Annotated in this window: 20 protein-coding genes and 2 pseudogenes; 9 read left to right on the top strand and 13 right to left on the bottom strand. The window is 75.1% G+C overall.

Annotated elements, in window-relative coordinates; translation table 11 throughout:
- The first annotated feature begins 117 nt into the window (after positions 1–117).
- A complete protein-coding gene (locus ABD993_RS36995; RefSeq protein ID WP_425569208.1) occupies positions 118–405 on the top strand; it encodes a fumarylacetoacetate hydrolase family protein in 288 nt (95 codons plus the stop codon).
- A gap of 71 nt (positions 406–476) precedes the next feature.
- On the opposite strand, the gene ABD993_RS31525 is transcribed toward ABD993_RS36995, so the two are convergent.
- The 4 genes from ABD993_RS31525 to ABD993_RS31540 form a co-directional block, all read right to left on the bottom strand.
- A complete protein-coding gene (locus ABD993_RS31525; RefSeq protein WP_345426490.1) occupies positions 477–695 on the bottom strand; it encodes a hypothetical protein in 219 nt (72 codons plus the stop codon).
- A 64-nt stretch (positions 696–759) separates the two neighbouring features.
- A complete protein-coding gene (locus tag ABD993_RS31530) occupies positions 760–1,200 on the bottom strand; it encodes a hypothetical protein (protein WP_345426492.1) in 441 nt (146 codons plus the stop codon).
- A 169-nt stretch (positions 1,201–1,369) separates the two neighbouring features.
- The gene (locus ABD993_RS31535; RefSeq protein ID WP_345426493.1) at positions 1,370–1,672 is read right to left on the bottom strand and encodes a hypothetical protein; all 303 of its coding nucleotides are present in this window, start codon (positions 1,670–1,672) and stop codon (positions 1,370–1,372) included.
- Between the two features lie 56 nt (positions 1,673–1,728).
- Complete coding sequence (locus tag ABD993_RS31540; RefSeq protein ID WP_345426494.1) at positions 1,729–2,172, bottom strand: Hsp20/alpha crystallin family protein; 444 nt, start codon at positions 2,170–2,172, stop codon at positions 1,729–1,731.
- Between the two features lie 197 nt (positions 2,173–2,369).
- On the opposite strand from ABD993_RS31540, the gene ABD993_RS31545 reads away from it, so the two are divergent.
- Together ABD993_RS31545 and ABD993_RS31550 are read left to right on the top strand one after the other, a co-directional pair.
- Positions 2,370–2,855 (top strand): Hsp20/alpha crystallin family protein, encoded by a 486-nt coding sequence (locus ABD993_RS31545; protein WP_345426495.1) that lies wholly within the window; start codon positions 2,370–2,372, stop codon positions 2,853–2,855.
- A 112-nt stretch (positions 2,856–2,967) separates the two neighbouring features.
- Positions 2,968–3,393, top strand: a complete 426-nt coding sequence (locus ABD993_RS31550; protein ID WP_345426496.1) for a helix-turn-helix domain-containing protein — start codon at positions 2,968–2,970, stop codon at positions 3,391–3,393.
- Between the two features lie 223 nt (positions 3,394–3,616).
- Here the strand turns inward: ABD993_RS31550 and ABD993_RS31555 are convergent, their stop codons facing one another.
- The 4 genes and pseudogenes from ABD993_RS31555 to ABD993_RS37005 all read right to left on the bottom strand — a co-directional run.
- On the bottom strand, positions 3,617–3,805 hold the full coding sequence (locus ABD993_RS31555; protein WP_345426554.1) for a CsbD family protein: 189 nt from the start codon (positions 3,803–3,805) through the stop codon (positions 3,617–3,619).
- Positions 3,806–4,030: 225 nt separating this feature from the next.
- Positions 4,031–4,768, bottom strand: a complete 738-nt coding sequence (locus tag ABD993_RS31560) for a DUF4118 domain-containing protein (RefSeq protein ID WP_345426497.1) — start codon at positions 4,766–4,768, stop codon at positions 4,031–4,033.
- Positions 4,769–4,981: 213 nt separating this feature from the next.
- Positions 4,982–5,371: pseudogene (locus ABD993_RS37000) on the bottom strand (M41 family metallopeptidase); the annotation flags it as partial.
- Between the two features lie 157 nt (positions 5,372–5,528).
- Positions 5,529–6,263 (bottom strand): annotated as a pseudogene (locus ABD993_RS37005) (M48 family metalloprotease); the annotation flags it as partial.
- Between the two features lie 181 nt (positions 6,264–6,444).
- On the opposite strand from ABD993_RS37005, the gene ABD993_RS31575 reads away from it, so the two are divergent.
- The 6 genes from ABD993_RS31575 (at position 6,445) to ABD993_RS31600 (ending at position 12,647) form a co-directional block, all read left to right on the top strand.
- Entirely contained in the window at positions 6,445–6,792 is a 348-nt protein-coding gene (locus ABD993_RS31575) for a hypothetical protein (RefSeq protein WP_345426501.1), read from the top strand.
- Positions 6,789–7,742 carry a cytochrome c oxidase assembly protein gene (locus tag ABD993_RS31580; RefSeq protein WP_345426503.1) on the top strand — a complete coding sequence of 318 codons (954 nt, stop codon included), beginning with the start codon at positions 6,789–6,791 and terminating at the stop codon, positions 7,740–7,742. Before ABD993_RS31575 ends, ABD993_RS31580 begins: the two co-directional genes overlap by 4 nt.
- A 98-nt stretch (positions 7,743–7,840) precedes the next feature.
- The gene (locus ABD993_RS31585; RefSeq protein WP_345426505.1) at positions 7,841–8,671 is read left to right on the top strand and encodes a polysaccharide deacetylase family protein; all 831 of its coding nucleotides are present in this window, start codon (positions 7,841–7,843) and stop codon (positions 8,669–8,671) included.
- A 37-nt stretch (positions 8,672–8,708) separates the two neighbouring features.
- Positions 8,709–9,881 (top strand): LCP family protein, encoded by a 1,173-nt coding sequence (locus ABD993_RS31590; protein WP_345426507.1) that lies wholly within the window; start codon positions 8,709–8,711, stop codon positions 9,879–9,881.
- A 155-nt stretch (positions 9,882–10,036) separates the two neighbouring features.
- Entirely contained in the window at positions 10,037–10,948 is a 912-nt protein-coding gene (locus ABD993_RS31595) for an undecaprenyl-diphosphate phosphatase (protein ID WP_345426509.1), read from the top strand.
- Positions 10,949–11,279: 331 nt separating this feature from the next.
- Positions 11,280–12,647, top strand: coding sequence for a hypothetical protein (locus tag ABD993_RS31600; protein ID WP_345426511.1), 1,368 nt, complete (start codon positions 11,280–11,282; stop codon positions 12,645–12,647).
- Positions 12,648–12,671: 24 nt separating this feature from the next.
- Here the strand turns inward: ABD993_RS31600 and ABD993_RS31605 are convergent, their stop codons facing one another.
- From ABD993_RS31605 to ABD993_RS31625, 5 genes are read right to left on the bottom strand one after another with little or no spacing between them, the layout of a single operon-like run.
- Entirely contained in the window at positions 12,672–12,884 is a 213-nt protein-coding gene (locus ABD993_RS31605) for a ferredoxin (RefSeq protein ID WP_345426512.1), read from the bottom strand.
- Entirely contained in the window at positions 12,881–14,104 is a 1,224-nt protein-coding gene (locus tag ABD993_RS31610; RefSeq protein WP_345426514.1) for an NADH-ubiquinone oxidoreductase-F iron-sulfur binding region domain-containing protein, read from the bottom strand. Before ABD993_RS31610 ends, ABD993_RS31605 begins: the two co-directional genes overlap by 4 nt.
- Complete coding sequence (locus ABD993_RS31615; protein ID WP_345426516.1) at positions 14,101–14,625, bottom strand: ferric reductase-like transmembrane domain-containing protein; 525 nt, start codon at positions 14,623–14,625, stop codon at positions 14,101–14,103. The genes ABD993_RS31610 and ABD993_RS31615 overlap by 4 nt, the downstream gene beginning before the upstream one ends.
- Positions 14,625–15,518, bottom strand: coding sequence for an FAD:protein FMN transferase (locus ABD993_RS31620; protein WP_345426518.1), 894 nt, complete (start codon positions 15,516–15,518; stop codon positions 14,625–14,627). Before ABD993_RS31620 ends, ABD993_RS31615 begins: the two co-directional genes overlap by 1 nt.
- Entirely contained in the window at positions 15,515–15,940 is a 426-nt protein-coding gene (locus ABD993_RS31625) for a hypothetical protein (protein ID WP_345426520.1), read from the bottom strand. Before ABD993_RS31625 ends, ABD993_RS31620 begins: the two co-directional genes overlap by 4 nt.
- Positions 15,941–15,963: the final 23 nt, after the last annotated feature.

Here is a 15,963-nt window from a genome sequence, read left to right on the forward strand (position 1 = left end):
GCTGGCCGCTACCGGAGCCGAGCCTGGCACAACCAAAGCCCGACAGGACCCATTAGAGCTCGGGTCTGATCCGTTCGGCGAACTCCCGCATGACGTCGCGAGCGGCAGATCCTCGCCGTGGGCTTCCACTACGCCGACCACACGGTCGAACTGGCGGTGGACCCGCCCACACGGCTTCGGGTGTTCCCGAAGCTGGTGAGCTGCGTCGGCGGGCCCTCGGACGTCGTCGACCTGCCCGGCGGCCACGTCGACTGGGAGGTCGAGCTGGTGGTCCTCATCGGGCGGTACGCCCGGCACGTGGCCGCGGCAGCCCGACGACCCGGACGGACTCGCCATCCACTGCACCCTCAACGGCGAGCTCGTGCAGGAGTCCCGCACGAGCAACCTGGTCACCGACTTCCGTGAGCTCGCCCCCCAGGTGCTCGGCGCAGGTGTGAGCGGTGGGCGGCGGTCTTGCCCGGGCCCCCCACCAGGCCTCAGGCCACGTCGGCCGCCTGCGGGCGCGCCGGCAGGCGTTCGCCTTCGCACCGGCGGACCTCGAACCGCGCGGACCGGTAGACGAACCGGTTGTGCGGGTACGGGTGCCCGGCCCCGTCGAGCGACTTGAGGTTCCCGCAGGACGCACATCGTCCGTAGCCGCCGGTGCGGGGCGGCGTGCTGTCGTGATCCACGGCGACGAGCGTGGCCTCGTTCATCTTCTCCGTCCTTCGGTGGTGCGCGGAGGGGACACGGCGAGCGCAGGCGAGGTGGGGAGCCGTGTCAGCCGGCCATGGCGGGTGCCGCATCGTCGCGTCGGTGCGTCTCGACGGGCTGCACGGCGGGGTCCGGCTGGTCCATGGTGTCGAAACGGGAGAACAGGAACCGCACCTCCGGTCGCGTCCACGAGCCGTCCGCCGCGGAGGAGACCTGGGCGTGCACCACCCCGGCGGCGTCGAGGTCCTCGAGGCGGGCCAGCAGTCGGGCGAGCGCGACCTGGACGCCGTGGGGCTGCCCGTCGCACTGGGCGAGGGTGCGGTGCAGGGGGCCGGACCGCCAGCCCCCGCGGTCTCCGGCCCCCGTCGGCACGGGCACGACGACGTCGACCAGCCACCGTTCCGCCCCGGACATCCGCGGCGTGGGGTGGACGGTGATCTCGCTGACCTGGTCCGCGCGGACGAGGTCGCCGTCGGTGGACTGCAGCCAGACCTTCGCGAGGGTCATTGCGGGGCTCCTTCTCCCGGTTCGGATACCTCTAGTGTGAGATGCAGGATTGCGACTCCGCAAGTAGAGATTCAGGGTGGCTGGTCGAGCCGGGCCGGGTGGAGAGGGCGTGCGCCCGTCACCCGGCCCGGCCGAGTGGCGCTCCTTCCGGTGCTCACGGGGTTGGTGCTCAGGGGGTTCGCCCCGGTGGGGGCGGCGACCGCTCCCGGGGCAGGGCCCGTCGCCTACCGGCGCGCCGACGGGCTTGCGACCGGGCCGGACTCGGCCCGTTCCCGGAGCTGGGCTCGCGGTCGACCGCGGCGACCACCCCGGTCGTCATGGGCGCGCGGTGCGGGACCGGGTCGTCGCCCGCACTGCCGTGCCACGGCTCGTCGGCGATCAGCTCCGCGACGATGGCCAGGAAGCGTCGATCCACCCGGTGCTGGTCGAGCACGCCGTCGGCGGCATGCTCGAGGTTCGGGCAGGGGCTCATCGGGCTCACCTCCGTCTTCGTGCTCGGGGCCGGGTCGGCCCCGCCGCTCGGCTCGGTCAGGCGTCGACCTCGCGACGCCCCGGGTCGTTCTCGACCGAGATGGAGATGGTCCGCGGCTTCGCCCGCTCCGCGACGGGGATGCGCAGGGTCAGGACCCCGGACTGGTAGTCGGCCTGGATGTGCTCGGTGTCGAGGGTGTCGCCGAGGAACAGCTGTCGCGAGTAGACGCCCAACGATCGCTCGGAGACCTGCATCTCGACGCTGTCGTCCCGCAGTGTCGGACGCCGCTCGGCCTTCACCGTGAGCACGTTGCGCTCCACGGAGAGCTCGATCGCGGAGGGCTCGACGCCGGGCAGATCGAACTCGACGACGAACTCGTCGCCGTGGCGGTAGGCGTCCATCGGCATGGCGGCGGGGCGGGACCAGGTTCCGGCGGCGGTGCCCAGGGTCTGCTGGGCGATGCGGTCGAGCTCGCGGAACGGGTCGGTACGCATCAGCATCGCGTGTCACTCCTCCCTGATCGACATCGGTCGGCGATGCATCCCACGAGGGGGATATCTGCAGTGTGCACTGGAGATTTGAGGTTCGCAAGGGGTCTCGCGGAAGATTTTCTCGATCCCGGGTTGCGCTAACCTTCAGCGGCGGCTATAACTTTCTGCGTCACCTTCGGTAGGCAGCACGAGGAGAGGAGATCACGATGCTGCTGAACTACGAGCCCTTCGCCGACGCCGTCCGGCTGTTGGACAAGGTGGCGGGACAGACCGGGATGCCGAGCGGCATGCCGATGGACATTCAGCGTCTCGACGACCACTTCGTGGCGACCTTCGACCTCCCCGGCGTCGACCCCGGCTCGATCGACGTCACCGTCGAGGGCAACGCGCTCACCGTGCGCGCCGAGCGCAGTGCCCCCCACGAGGGTGGGGACTGGCTGACCAGGGAGCGACCGCGCGGGTCGTTCAGTCGCAGGCTCCTGTTGGGCCGTGACCTCGACGCCGAGGGGCTCGCCGCGACCTACCGCGACGGAGTCCTGGCGATCACCATCCCCGTCGCCGCGCGGGCCAAGCCGCGGCGGGTCGAGGTCAGCCTCGCCCACGCCGATCGGACCGCCCTCGACGCGGGTCCCGCGGACCCCGCCCCCGAGAGCTCGACCCCGCAGTCGGAACTGACCGCGTCGAGCACCTGAGCCTTCCGGCGCACACCGGCCGACCGGCCGCAGGCAGCGCCGGGAGGTCGAGGACCACCACCGAGAACGACCACCGCGGGAGGACGATGACGAGACCGGAGACCACGAACCCTTGACCGAGAACCACCTCAGCAGGCTGGACGACGAGGACTACCCGGCCGTCTCCATGGGACAGGCCGCGGAGCTCCTCGGCGTCCAGCCTGCCTTCCTGCGCAGCCTCGACACCTCCGGCGTCCTGCACCCCCACCGCACCGGCGGCGGACACCGCCGCTACTCCCGGCGCCAGCTCAGGGTCGCGGCCCGCCTGCGCGAGCTGCTCGACGCGGGCCACTCGCTGGTCTCCGCGCAGGCGATCCTGGATCTCGAGCACCGCCTCGACGACACGGACTCGGCCCGCCGCCGCGCCGACGATGCCCGGGACGAGGCCACCGCCGCGCTCGACGTCGCCCGCGCCGACCTGCGCTCCCGCACCGACGAGCTCGCCGCGGCCCGCGAGCGGATCGACGAGCTCAGCGACCGCGTCCGGGACCTCGGGTAGGCGACGCGCCCCGGTCCTGCGGGCCCCACCGGGAGCGGGCGCGGTCCCGCTCAGCCGCCACCCTCCTCCGCGTCGACCCCGCTCGGGTCGCGTGCTCGTCGGCGGGGCGGCCACGACGACGAGTTGTTCGAGCTGGTCCCAATGCTCCGGGACGCCGAGAACGACCTGGACGCGGAACCGCAGCCGTGAACCCCGGGCGGCTCCCGGAGGATGCCGCCGCGGGTTACCTGCCGAGGGTGTCGCGGACCGTGTCGCGCACCTCGGCGCCCGCGTCCTCGACCTTCTCGCCCGCCTGCTTCGCGCCCGCCCCGACCTGGTCCGCCCTGCCCTCGGCGACGAGCTCGTCGTTGCCGGTCGCTTCGCCGACCTTCTCCTTGGCCTTGCCCGCGAGCTCCCGGCCCTTGTTCTGGATCTTGTCTCCGAGTCCCTTCGTGCGCTCCTTCGTCGGTGCTGACGTGGTGTCGAGTGTGAGACGACGCGGGCGGGCCGATCCTCACGCCCCGATCGTGTGAGGTGTCCCTGTCGTCGCGGCCGGTCGCGGCGGGCTTGGGGCGATCACGCCCGGCGCCCTCACCATCACGCCTGGTCGTCGCCTCGGTGGACGGGGCCGCGACGCCGATCCTCACGCTGACGTGTCTCACGCCACAGTGTCGGGTGAGTCGATGGTCGGGTGCGGCCCGACCTGCTCGGCGAGGGTGACCGCGACCCGTCGCTGTTCGAGCGTGGGCCGGGCGACGTGGGTGGCGGCGACCAGCCGGAACACCCCGGCGCCGTCGCGGGCGGGCAGCTCGATGACGTCCATCGTGGGCAGGCCGTCGCGGTCCACGTCGACCGGGTGTCCGTTCCAGGTGACGCTGCCGTCGGTGTGCACCCGCGGGTGGTCCGGCCGCGCGGGCGCGGGATCGAACCGGCAGGTGTCGAGGTCGAGCAGGTCGGTGATCATGCGCTCGACCGTCGCCGCGAGGGCGGCGGGGTCGGTGCCCTCCCCGGCCAGGCGCGCCGCCTCGGCCACGCCCGCGAGGTAGCCCTCGCGTCGGACGGCGCGGTCGAGCTCGCGGCGCCCCCACTGGGCCAGCTCGGTCACCGCGACCCCGACCGCGACCAGCAGGACCGCGGTCTCCACGTCGACCGGGTCCAGGATGTCGAACCGGAGGTAGGGCACGGACAGGAAGAAGTCGAACGACGCCGCCGCCACGACCGAGGCGAGCAACCCCGCCACGCGATCGCCCCGCACCGCGACGGCGACCACCACCAGGACGAGGACCAACGCCATGCTCGTGCCGGCGACGGTCTCCCGGAACGGGGTCAGCAGGCAGGCGACGGCGAGCGGCGCCCCCACCGCCCACACCCGTGGGGACAGCAGAGTTCGGTTCACGACACGAGTGCAGCACCGCCGTCCGGTCGCAGGCACGCGTCTTGACGCGTCCTTGACACCCCGCCACCCGAGCGGACGAACCCGGACGCCGCCGCGGCCCGGTCAGGACGGTGACACCGCGGCGCCGTCCCGCTCCCCGACGATCGGGCCGAGGGCGGCACCGTCGATCGTCTCGTGCTCCTTCAGGGCGGCCACCAGCCGGTCGAGTGCCGCGCGATGGTCACGGAGGAGCGAGCTCGCGGTGGCCTCCGCCTCCCGGAGCAGCCGCGCGACCTCCTGGTCGACGGCCCGCTGGGTCTGCTCGGCGAACGGGCGAGCCATCCGTGGAGGGCTCGCCCAGCACGCCGACCTCCGCGGCGCGGCCGGCGAGCCGGATCGCGAGGGACTCGGTGATGTAGCCCAGCGAGTACAGGTGCCGCTCGGCCGGGTGCAGCTGCTCGGTGGCGCCCAGCGTCGAGCCCGGGGCAGGATCGTCACCTTGGCCACGGGATCGGCGTGCGGGGACAGCAGGGCGACGAGGGCGTGGCCTGCCTCGTGCACGGCGACGGCGTCCTTCTCCGCGGGCAGCAGCGCGTTCGAGGCGTCCCGGCGGCCCAACAGCATCCGGTCGCGGGCGGCGTCGAGGTCCGCGGAGGCCACGACCGACCGGTCGTCGCGGGCGGCGTTGAACGTCGCCTCGAGGCCCCGCGGCGGTGGCCGGCACGAAGAGCAGGGCGGTGAACGCCTGCGCCGTGCGCAGGTCCCGGGTCGGGATGCGGGCGGTGTCGTCGGAGAGGGTGACCAGGGCCGAGGCCAGCGCGGACGGGCGCCCGGTCAGCTGGGCGCCCGAGCGGTCGGCCGCCAGCTCGCGGTAGCGGGACAGGGCGAGGGTCAGTAGAAGCCCGACGACGTAGACGACCGCCGCGCCGACGGTCACCGCGAGCAGGACGAGGCCGGACTCGGCGTCCCTGCGGTCGCGTCCACCGGTGAGCGCGGAGAACGCGCCCAGCCTCATCACCAGCCCGGCGAGCGCCCCGACGAACGACGCGGCCGTCACCACCGCGACGTCGCGGTGGGCGACGTGGGAGAGGTCGTGGGCCAGGACGCCCTCCAGCTCGTCGGCGTCGAGGCGGTCCAGCAGGCCGCGGGTCACGCACAGCACGGCCCGTCGCGCGCTCCGCCCGGTGGCGAAGGCGTTGGGCAGGTCGGTGTCGGCGACCGCCAGCCGAGGCACGTCCATGTCGGCCAGCGCGCACAGCCGGTCGACCACGGCGTGCAGGCGCGGGTACTCGTCCGGGCCGATGGTCCGGGCGCGCAGGGACGTGAGCGCGATCCGGTCGGAGTACCAGAACTGCACGACCAGCAGCGCCCCCACCACGACCCCGACGACGACGACGAGGGAGCGGATCAGCAGGACCATTGCCGCGACGACCCCCGCCCACAGCGCGGCGAGCAGGGCGGGCGTCAGCAGCATCCGGAGGGACAGCCGCCGATCCGGCGCGATCCGACCGGCCATCTCGTCCTCCCTCCGGCCCTCGTCGTGACTGCAGGATGCGCCGGTGGACGCTGGGTCGTTCGCCCCGAACCGGCATGCGGAGGACCCGTGCCGACGCGGGACGGTTCACGGCGACCACACCGGCCGCCCCGGCATCCTGGCGACGGCAGGACATGACCGGCGACAGTGAGGGGCCGAACCGGTGCCCGTGCTCGACGTGCCGACAGCGGAGTCGCCCGGGACCGTCGCGGGCCGGAGCGGGGCACGGGTGCGCCGCTCGCTGCTCGCCGTCCTCGTCCTGCGCAGGGACGGCACGGAGATCGACGTGGGCGGCCCCGCGTCGTCCGTCTGCACGCTCGGGCGCATCCTGGTCGGCGCCGGGGTGGTGCGCGGCATGGAGCGGGACATCAACCCGAACCGGATCAGCGGCGCCTACTTCCACGCCCGCCCGAAGACCCGGTGCCTCCGGCCGTTCCCTGCCGAGCAGGTGTCGCCGCAGCACCACTTCAGCCCGTCGAGCCGCGACTCGTTCGCCTGGTTCCTGCGATGACCGGGGTGCTCGCGGCGGCCTCGGTCGCGCCCTTGACGTGGGCGCGGGTGGCGACCGCGTGGCGGTTCGAGCCCGGCGTCGTCGGGCTGGGCGCGGCGCTCGGCGGCGGGTACGGGGTGGGCGTCGGGCGGTGGCGGGGCGAGCCGTGGCCGCGGTCGCGCTCGTGGTGCTTCGGGCTCGGTGTGGCGCTGCTGGTCCTGGTCGGGTGCTCGTTCCTCGGGGTGTACGACGACGTGTTGTTCTGGGTCCGCGCGACCCAGAACATCGTGCTGCTGATGGTCGTGCCGATGCTGCTCGCGGTCGGGGCACCGCTGACGCTGCTCGCCGGCACGGTGTCGCGGCCGGTGCGAGCACGCCTGAGCCGGGTGCTCCACTCCCGGCCTGCGGTGTGGGCGACGCTGCCGCCGGTGGTGACGCTCCTGCTCGTGGTCCCGATCCTGGCGCTGTACCTGAGCCCGCTCTACGAGGCCACGCTGCAGAGCCCGGTGGCCTCCGCGGCGGCGGGCACGGTCCTGCTGCTCGCCGGGTTCGGCTACTTCTGGACGCGCTTTCGCATCGATCCCGTCCCGCGCGCGGGCTCGCACCTGGTCACGCTCGCGATCACGATCGTGGAGATGATCGGGGACGCGGTGCTCGGCGTCGTCGTGTGGCTCGGCCCGCTCATCGCGGTGGGCTCCTACACCGCGGTCGGCAGGCACTGGGGCCCGGACCTGCGGACCGACCAGCTGCTGGGAGCCGGGATCCTGTGGGTCGGCGGTGACGTCGTGGGCCTGCCGTTCATCGGGATCGTCGTCGCCCGGATGGCCCGCGAGGACGAGGACCGGGGGCGCCGGGTGGACGCCGAACTGGACGTGGAGGCCCCGCCGGAGCCGGGGGTGGACGCGGCTCGGCCGCGGCTGTGGTGGGAGGACGACCCGCAGATCGCCGACCGGTTCCGCAGGCGCGGGTGACGGAGCCCGCAGTCCGGCACCCTGTTCTTGCCGTCCGTTAACCCTCGGCTGGCGCGGCGGTGGCGAAGCGGCTCCTACGCTCCGGCCGCGGTGCCCGCGTGAACGACGGAGGTCGGATGGGATCGGGGTGTGCGGACGGGAGTCGACGGGGCCTGCCCCGGCGGGCGTTCGTCGGCGTGCTCGGTCTCGGCCTGGCGGCCTGCGCCGCGCCACCGTCAGGCGGCGGGTCGGCGACCGAGACGTCCGCGCCTGCGGCCCCGTCGCTGCCGCCGATCCCCGCCGCCGTGCCGGGCCGGTCGGTGACGGTCTTCTCGGGGCCCCCCGACGGCTCCCGGATCGCGCTGACCGTCGACGACGGGACGTGCGCGGACTGCGTGGCGGGCTACGTCGACTTCGCCCAGCGCTCCGGCATCCACCTGACGCTGAGCCCCAACGGGACCTACGCCCACGAGTGGGAGCCGCACGCGACGACCCTGGCCCCGCTCGTCGCCGCCGGGCAGGTCCAGGTCATGAACCACACCTTCAGCCATCCGAAGCTCACCACCCTGCCGGACGCGGGTGTCCGCGCCGAGCTCGCCCGCAACGAGGACTGGGTGCAGCGGGTCTTCGGGATCACGACGCGCCCCTACTACCGCCCGCCCTACGGCGTGCACGACGAGCGCGTCGACGGGATCGCGGCCGCGGAGGGCTGGACCCGGTCCGTGCTGTGGAACGGCTCCTACTCCGACTCGACGACGATCACCCCCGAGTTCCTGATGTCGCAGGCGGAGAAGTACCTGACGCCCGGGCGGATCGTGCTGGGCCACGCGAACCACCCGACCGTGCTCGGGCTCTTCGACCGGATCGCCGACCTGATCCGACAGCGCGGGCTCAGCCCCGTCACGCTCGACGAGATGTTCGGGACCAGCCGTGCCACCGGCACCGCGTGACCCGGACCGGGGCCGTCGCCGCCGCGGGGGGTCGGTCGTGCGGGTGGCGGTCGCGGCGCTGTCCGTGCTCGTGCTCGGCCTCACCGGCTACGGCTGGTCGGTGTACCGCTCGCTGGCGGGCTCGCTGGCGACCAGCGACGTGCTCAGCGGCGCCCGCTCGTCCGACGGCGCCACCGACATCCTGCTCGTGGGGCTGGACAGCCGCACCGACGGGCACGGCAACCCCCTCCCGCGGCAGGTGCTCGACGAGCTCAACGCCGGCACCGACAGCGGGACCCTGAACACCGACACCCTCATCCTGCTCCGGATCCCGGACGACCCCACCGCCCGGGCGACCGCGATCTCGATCCCGCGCGACTCCTACGTCGACATCCCCGGCCACGGCCGCCACAAGGTCAACTCGGCGTACTCGCGGGCCCGCACCGACGCGGTCGCGCGGCTGACGGCCGCCGGGATCCGGGACCCCGACCTGACCACGCAGGCCGACCTGGCCGGTCGGCGCGAGCTCGTCAGCACGATCGAGCAGCTCACCGGCGCCTCCGTGGACCACTACGCGGAGATCGACCTCGTCGGCTTCGCGGAGATCACCGACGTCCTCGGCGGGGTCCCGGTGTGCCTGAACGCCGCGGCCCGCGACAGCTACTCGGGGGTGGACCTGCCCGCGGGGCCGCAGACGGTGCAGGGCGCGCAGGCCCTGGCCTTCGTGCGGCAGCGACACGGTCTGCCGCGCGGGGACCTCGACCGGATCGTGCGCCAGCAGGCGTTCATGGCCGGGCTCGCCCACGAGCTGCTGTCCGCGCACACCGTGGCCGACCCGGCGACGTTGTCGCGGCTGGTCGCGGCGGTGGACCGCTACGTCGTCCTGGACCGGGGCTGGGACGTGCTCGGCTTCGCCGCCCGGGCCCAGGGCCTGTCCGGCGGGAACATCGACTTCCAGACGATCCCCACCGGCAGCCTCGCCCTGCGGACCCCCACCGACGGCGAGGCGGTCCAGGTGGATCCCGCGGCGGTCCGTGCCTTCGTCTCCGGGCTGACGGCACCGCCCGCCCCCGACACCGCGCCACCCGCCGCGCCGACGAAGCCGGCGGGCTCGACCGAGAAGGTCACCGGCACCACGCGCTCCGGACTCACCGCGACGGCCACGCCCACCCCGTCGTCGACGGTCCAGGCTCCGCCGCTCACGGCGGCGGGCGTCCCCTGTGTGAACTGAGCCGCCCGACGGGGGAGAACACGGTGGGCCGCGCGATTTTGCCGAGCGCTCACCCTCCGCTGGCCGACCGGAGGGGCGGGACTTCCTAGCGTCACCCGGGTGAACCCGCTCAGCGCGCCCGCAGTCCTGCTCGACGACCACGGGCTCGGCCTCGGATGAGCGGGCTGAGCTGGGCCGAGGCCATCGTCGTCGGGGGACTGCAGGGGGTCGCGGAGCTGTTCCCCGTCTCCAGCCTCGGGCACAGCGTGCTGCTGCCGGCGGTGATCGGCGGCACCTGGGCGCAGGACCTGGACGTCGGCGCGCCGGAGTCCCCGTACCTCGCGTTCGTCGTCGGGCTGCACGTCGCGACGGCGGTCGCGCTGATCATCTACTTCCGCCGCGACTGGGTCCGGATCCTCGGCGGCCTGCTGACGAGCATCGGCCGCCGTGAGGTGCGCACCCCGGATCAGCGGCTCGCGTGGCTCCTCGTGGTGGCGACGATCCCGGTCGGGGTCACCGGGCTCGCGCTGGAGCACCTGTTCCGCACCGTGTTCTCCCGGCCCGTTCCGGCGGCGGCGTTCCTCGTCCTCAACGGGGTCGTCCTCATCCTGGCGGAACGGCTCGCGGCCCGGGCCCGCGTGCCGGCGGAGGGACCGGCCGAGAGCACGGCGGACGGGTCGGCGGACGTGGCGGCCGACCACCGGATCGCCCGGCTGCCGGTCGGCCGGGCCGTGCTGGTCGGCGCCGCGCAGGTCGCGGCGCTGCTCCCGGGGATCAGCCGCTCGGGCAGCGCGATGACGGCGGGGCTCGGGCTGGGACTGTCCCGCGCGGACGCCGCCCGGTTCTCCTTCCTGCTCGCCACCCCGGTGATCCTCGCCGCCGGTGTGCTCAAGCTCGGGGATCTCGCCGGGCCGCTCGGGGACGGGATCCGGCCGCAGATCCTCGTCGGCAGCCTGGTGTCGGGGATCGGTGCCTACCTGTCGGTGCGCTTCCTGACCCGCTACTTCGAGCACCGGTCGCTGCGGCCCTTCGGCGTCTACTGCATCGTGGCCGGGCTCGGCTGTCTGGTGTGGTTCGCCGTCCGCTGAACCCCGGCGCCCGCAGCGGGGGTACCCGAACTCGGACGGGGCGCCCGAACCGGGGCGGACGCGGCGACACGCCGGAGCCGCGACCTGAGAACCGGCTCGGACGAGCGGAGTAGCGGACGGAGCCGGTCGCCGCGGCACGCGGCACGTCGGCGCGTCCGGCGTGCTGTTCGTCGCGGCCGGGCAACCCGGGTTCTCAGCGTGTCCGGTTCGTCACCGGGCCGGGGCCTAGCGTCCTCCCGTCGCCCGGACGTTCCCCGACGGCCCCGAGACGGGCCCGCTCCGTGCGACCGGCGCCGACTCCCCACGGCGCCGCTGCGACGAGAGGTTCCCCATGGGCACACGACGATGGACGACCGGCACACGCCGCCCCCGAAGGCCCGTCCTGCTGGTCCTGGCAGGTCTGACGGCGCTGGGCGCATGCCTCGCGGTCACCCCCGCCTTCGCCGCCGACCGCGCCTCGCCCGGTCCGGTCGCGGCCTCGACGACGACCCCCGGTCGTGCCGGCCCCGGCCCGCGAGAGGGCGCATCCCCCACCGACGTCGCCGCGCCGACCGGGCACGACGGCCGGGACGGGCGCAAGAACCGCCTCCAGCCGCCGCGGCGGAACACGACCCCGAACCCGAACTGCACCCTCGCCGTGCCGCCCGCCCCGCTCACGGCGGCAGGCCTGGCGACCCCGTACGAGCTCCGGGGGAGCGGCGGGGGCGGCGACTGCCACGAGGCGGACCCCGCCCAGTCGGCGTTCGTCGAGGCCACCGTGCTCGACCCCGCCACCGGAGCGCTGTCCGTCTACCACCCCCTGGTGGTAGACGCGGGGACCCGGCCCGCGGCCCCACCGGTGCCCGTCACGCTGCCGCCCGCTGCGGTCGTCGGCCTCTGGTTCGGCTTCCAGGGCGACACCCTGACCCTCACGACCGCGCCCGCGGACCGACAGGCGTGTGTGAACGGCCTGCCCGGGTCCCCGTTCGGCCAGTTCGCCGACTGCAACGGCGCGGCGTTCTTCGCCGCGGCGAACGCCGCGATCGCGGCGGGCACCCTGAAGGTCCCCGCGCTCGGGACCGGGCGAGACGGACTGCCCTGTCCCACCACCCGCGACTTCGGGGTGGTCGACCAGGACCAGAGCGACAACCTGGTCACCCGGTACGTCGCCGCCCGCGACGGGCGGATCGCCCAGGACACCCCGGCCACCGCGGGCCTCGGCGCGGTCCTGACCAACGCCTCCGACAACGGCCTGCTCGCCAGTGCGATCGATCCGGCGCTCGGCTGCACCCCGTTCAGCGCGCCGGACCTCACGGCGGGCGGGGCCCCGACCTCCGCACTCGCGCTGAACGAGCTGCAGGCCGCTGCGGACCAGGCCGCGCCGGTCGCGACGGTGCCGCTCGTCGATCCCATGGTCGAGGTCGGGAACCGGATCGATCGCGCGAAGGTCGCCCTCTACCGGGCCGGCGTGGACATGGCCCCGATCGGGGCGACCGACGCCGGGGACGGGGCGGCCTACTGCCGCAACCTGGCCGCCGTCGCCCCCGTGCGGCTGGCGAGGGACCGGGCCTTCACCCAGGCCGCCCCCTCACCGGACCCGGCTGCGGCGACGACGCTCTTCGGCTTCCTCACCCAGCGCCTGACCGCCTCGTGGGAGAACCTCGGCTGCCGGGGTCTGGTCCACACCGGACCGCCGACGGTCGACGGCGGGCGGCGCTGACCCTCGCAGGCGGACCTGGTCTGCTCACCGTGAGCGGTCGCGCTCCGAGCGCTCGAGCCGGAGGGCGAGGGTGGGACAGGCGGCGACCGCGTCCCGTGCCCGCCGGAGCACGTCGGCGGGCACGGGACCGGGGTGCACGAGCGGGTAGCCCCACTCGTCGAGGTCGACGTGCTCCGGGAGGAGGTCGGCGCACAGGCCGTGGCCCGCGCAGGCGATCGGGTCGAGCCGCAGTCTCATCGGCGGACACCCGGGAACAGGGGAGCGGCCCCGGCACCGCGGCACGGGCGACCGTCGAGGTGTCGGTGCAGGTCGTCGGCGAACACGCGCAGGGCGCTGCGGGCCAGTCGGGCGGCGCCGTCGGGGAGGGCGCAGGCACCGCGGCCGGTGACCAGGTCCAACCGGCGGCGCAGCCGCTCGTAGGCGGGGCGGGCGTCCGGGGTGGCCCACGCGATGGCGGTCAGGTCGGCGGAGACGTCGGGCAACCCGAACCGGCAGGGCCCGCACTGGCCCGCGGACTCGCCCGCGAGGTAGCGCACCAGGTGGGCGGTCTCGGTGAGACCGCAGGCCCGGGTGGGCAGCGCGAGCAGGGTGGGGACACCCAGCGAGGACCCGGCCGCGCGCATGGCCTCGTGGGTGAGCGGGGTGTCCACCCCGGACGCGGGCAGCCACGCGCCGCCGTAGCCTCCGCCGAGGACGGCCTGGACCGGCTCGGTGGGACCGCCCGCCAGGTCGAGGGCGGCCCGCACGGGGGTGCCGGCGGGGACCTCGACCACCCCGGGCGCCGCGACGGCGCCGTCCGCGGTGACCAGCAGGGTTCCCGGCAGGTCGGGGCTGCCGACCGAGCGGAACCAGGCCGGGCCGTACCGGGCGATCAGGGCGAGGTGGGCGAGGGTCTCGACGTTGTCGACGAGGCTCCCGCCCTCCGTCGGGCGGGTGGTCGTGGGCAGGGCGGGTCCGCCCGCCAGGAAGCGGACCAGCGCGGTCTCCTGGCTGGCCACGTAGCGGTCGGGGACCTCCACGACCTTGACCGGCACCCGGTCGGTCCGGTCCGTGAGGTGGGCCTGCAGCCCGGTCGCGTCGTGGACGGCCAGAACCGCGACGGCGGCGCCGAGGGCGTCGGCGACGAGGGCGAGCCCGTCGAGGACGAGGTGCGGGGCGCAGTCGAGCAGGGCGGCGTCCTTCGACGACGCGGGTTCGCCCTCGCACCCGTTGGCGACGACGGTCCGCACGCGGCCGCGGACGGCGCGCAGCTTGGTCGCGGTCGGGAACCCCGCGCCGCCCCGCCCGCGCAGCCCGGCGGCCTCGACGGCCTGGACGAGGGCGCGGGGGGACGGGGTGGGGAGGGGGCCGTGTCGGTGCAGGTGGGCGGGGTGGTCGTCCGGTCGGCCGTCGGCGGCCCAGCCGGCGAGCAGACGCGGGCCGGTCACGGTCGGAGTCGGGGCGGGGACGGCGGTCATCGCGGGGCTCCGACGGTGGCACGGCGGACCAGCCCGACGCCGACCGCGGTGACGCAGGCCAGGATGAGGGCCAGGACCCACCAGGTGGTGGTGTCGGTGCCGCCGAGGCCGACCCCGTGGAGGACGGCGACCGGCCAGCACGCGTAGGCGGCCCAGTGCACCGCGCGCCAGGTGCGCAGGCCGATGCGGGCGCGCAGCAGGCTGGTCAGGATGACGGCGAGCAGCAGGTCGAGGGCGACCGCGCCGAGGCCGAGCCAGAACGGCTCGTAGGCGGAGGCGAAGGGGAGCAGGACGTCGAGCCAGGCGATGGGGACGTACCCGTCGAGCACCGCGGTGAGCACGTGCAGCACGACGAACGAGACGGCCAGCAGCGACAGGTTGCGGTGCAGCCGCTGTACGGCGAACCGGGGCCAGCGGGCCGTGGCGGCGCGGGTGATCCCGCCGATGCCCAGCAGCAGGCTGCCGGTGAGCAGCACCATCGAGACGAGCCCGGCGGCCCGGCTGGCGTACCAGGTCCACATCAGACCCACCCGCCGACGTGGGTCACGCGGCCGTCGGTCCCGACCAGTCGGGCGGGCAGGCCCGCCGCGGCCAGCCGGGCCGCCGCGTCGGCGCCGAGGACGAGCGCGGCGGTCGCGGCGGTGTTGGCGTCCAGGCAGGTCGCCGCGGCCACGCTGACGGTGCGCCACGGTCCGGCCGTGGGCAGCCCGGTCCGCGGGTCGACGACGTGGTGTCGCGTGTTCCCCGCCCGCCGCCACCGGCGCCGGGTGGTGCCGGAGGTGGCCAGGCCCCCGCTCCGCAGCGTGACGACGGGCCCGCTGTCGGCGGTGTGGTCCTCACCCACGCGGACCCGCCAGCCGCCCAAGGGCGCCCGGCCCGCGACGGCGATGTCCCCGCCGAGGTTCACCAGCACACCCGCCCCGGTGCGGTCGGTGATCCGCGCGGCGGCGTGGTCGGCGGCCAGGGCCTTCGCGGTGGAGCCGAGGTCGACGCGGACCCCGCGGGGGATGACGACCGTCCGTCCGTACCTGCCGAGCCGCCACCAGCCGGGCGCCGGGCGAGGGGCGTCGGGTCCGTCGGTCACCGCGGCGAGGTCCCGGTCGTAGCCGATGCCCTCCAGGCAGGTCCCGACGGTGGGGTCGACCAGGCCGTCGGTGAGCTCGGCCGCGCGCAGGGCCGCATCCAGGTGGGCGGCGAGCAGCGGGCTCACCTCGACCCCGGCGCCGGTCTCGGCCCGGCGGATCTCCGAGTCCGGGCGGAAGCGCGAGCAGGCCAGGTCGAGGGCGGTGAGGTCCCCGCTCAGCAGCGCCACGGCTTCGTCCAGCACGGACGGATCGGTGACGACGACGGTGGCGGTGGTGCCGATCGCCGGGAAGGACGCGGCGGCCGTGCGGTCGGTGAGGGTCGGGGTCACGAGGCCCCCGAGGTGGTGTGTGAGCGCTGCGAGTGGCTGGTCTGCGGCGGAGCGGCGGGCGCCGTCAGCCCGCCGCCGGAGGAGCTCCCGGTCGACGACCCGCTGCGGGAGGCCCCGCCGCTCGCAGTCCCGCCGCTCGCAGTCCCGCCGCTCGCAGTCCCGCTGTGAGACGACCCGGTGGGCGACGGTGCGGTGGGGGACGGCGAGGTGGGGGAGCGTCCGCTGCTGGACGACCCGCCGGTCGCGGGGGCGGTCGGCGCGGTCGTGGAGGTCGACGCGGCCGCGGGGGCCTGGGCGAGCACGACGGCGGCCAGCGCGGTGGCGGCGACACCGCACGCGGCGGTCCAGCCGGTGGCGCGGGCGACGCGACGCAGCCCGCTGTCCCGCGCGGCCACCCGCGGGTCCGGTTCGGTGGAGCTCATGGGACCAGTCGACCGGAGATTTC

It is taken from the genome of Pseudonocardia xishanensis, from assembly GCF_039541715.1.
Taxonomy (GTDB): domain Bacteria; phylum Actinomycetota; class Actinomycetes; order Mycobacteriales; family Pseudonocardiaceae; genus Pseudonocardia; species Pseudonocardia xishanensis.

Bases quoted from the DNA above. Each gene is read 5' to 3' on its own strand.
- ABD993_RS31525 (WP_345426490.1), bottom strand. From the start codon at position 695: ATGAACGAGGCCACGCTCGTCGCCGTGGATCACGACAGCACGCCGCCC.
- ABD993_RS31530 (WP_345426492.1), bottom strand. From the start codon at position 1,200: ATGACCCTCGCGAAGGTCTGGCTGCAGTCCACCGACGGCGACCTCGTC.
- ABD993_RS31535 (WP_345426493.1), bottom strand. From the start codon at position 1,672: ATGAGCCCCTGCCCGAACCTCGAGCATGCCGCCGACGGCGTGCTCGAC.
- ABD993_RS31540 (WP_345426494.1), bottom strand. From the start codon at position 2,172: ATGCTGATGCGTACCGACCCGTTCCGCGAGCTCGACCGCATCGCCCAG.
- ABD993_RS31545 (WP_345426495.1), top strand. From the start codon at position 2,370: ATGCTGCTGAACTACGAGCCCTTCGCCGACGCCGTCCGGCTGTTGGAC.
- ABD993_RS31580 (WP_345426503.1), top strand. From the start codon at position 6,789: ATGACCGGGGTGCTCGCGGCGGCCTCGGTCGCGCCCTTGACGTGGGCG.
- ABD993_RS31595 (WP_345426509.1), top strand. From the start codon at position 10,037: ATGAGCGGGCTGAGCTGGGCCGAGGCCATCGTCGTCGGGGGACTGCAG.
- ABD993_RS31600 (WP_345426511.1), top strand. From the start codon at position 11,280: ATGGGCACACGACGATGGACGACCGGCACACGCCGCCCCCGAAGGCCC.
- ABD993_RS31605 (WP_345426512.1), bottom strand. From the start codon at position 12,884: ATGAGACTGCGGCTCGACCCGATCGCCTGCGCGGGCCACGGCCTGTGC.
- ABD993_RS31610 (WP_345426514.1), bottom strand. From the start codon at position 14,104: ATGACCGCCGTCCCCGCCCCGACTCCGACCGTGACCGGCCCGCGTCTG.
- ABD993_RS31615 (WP_345426516.1), bottom strand. From the start codon at position 14,625: ATGTGGACCTGGTACGCCAGCCGGGCCGCCGGGCTCGTCTCGATGGTG.
- ABD993_RS31625 (WP_345426520.1), bottom strand. From the start codon at position 15,940: ATGAGCTCCACCGAACCGGACCCGCGGGTGGCCGCGCGGGACAGCGGG.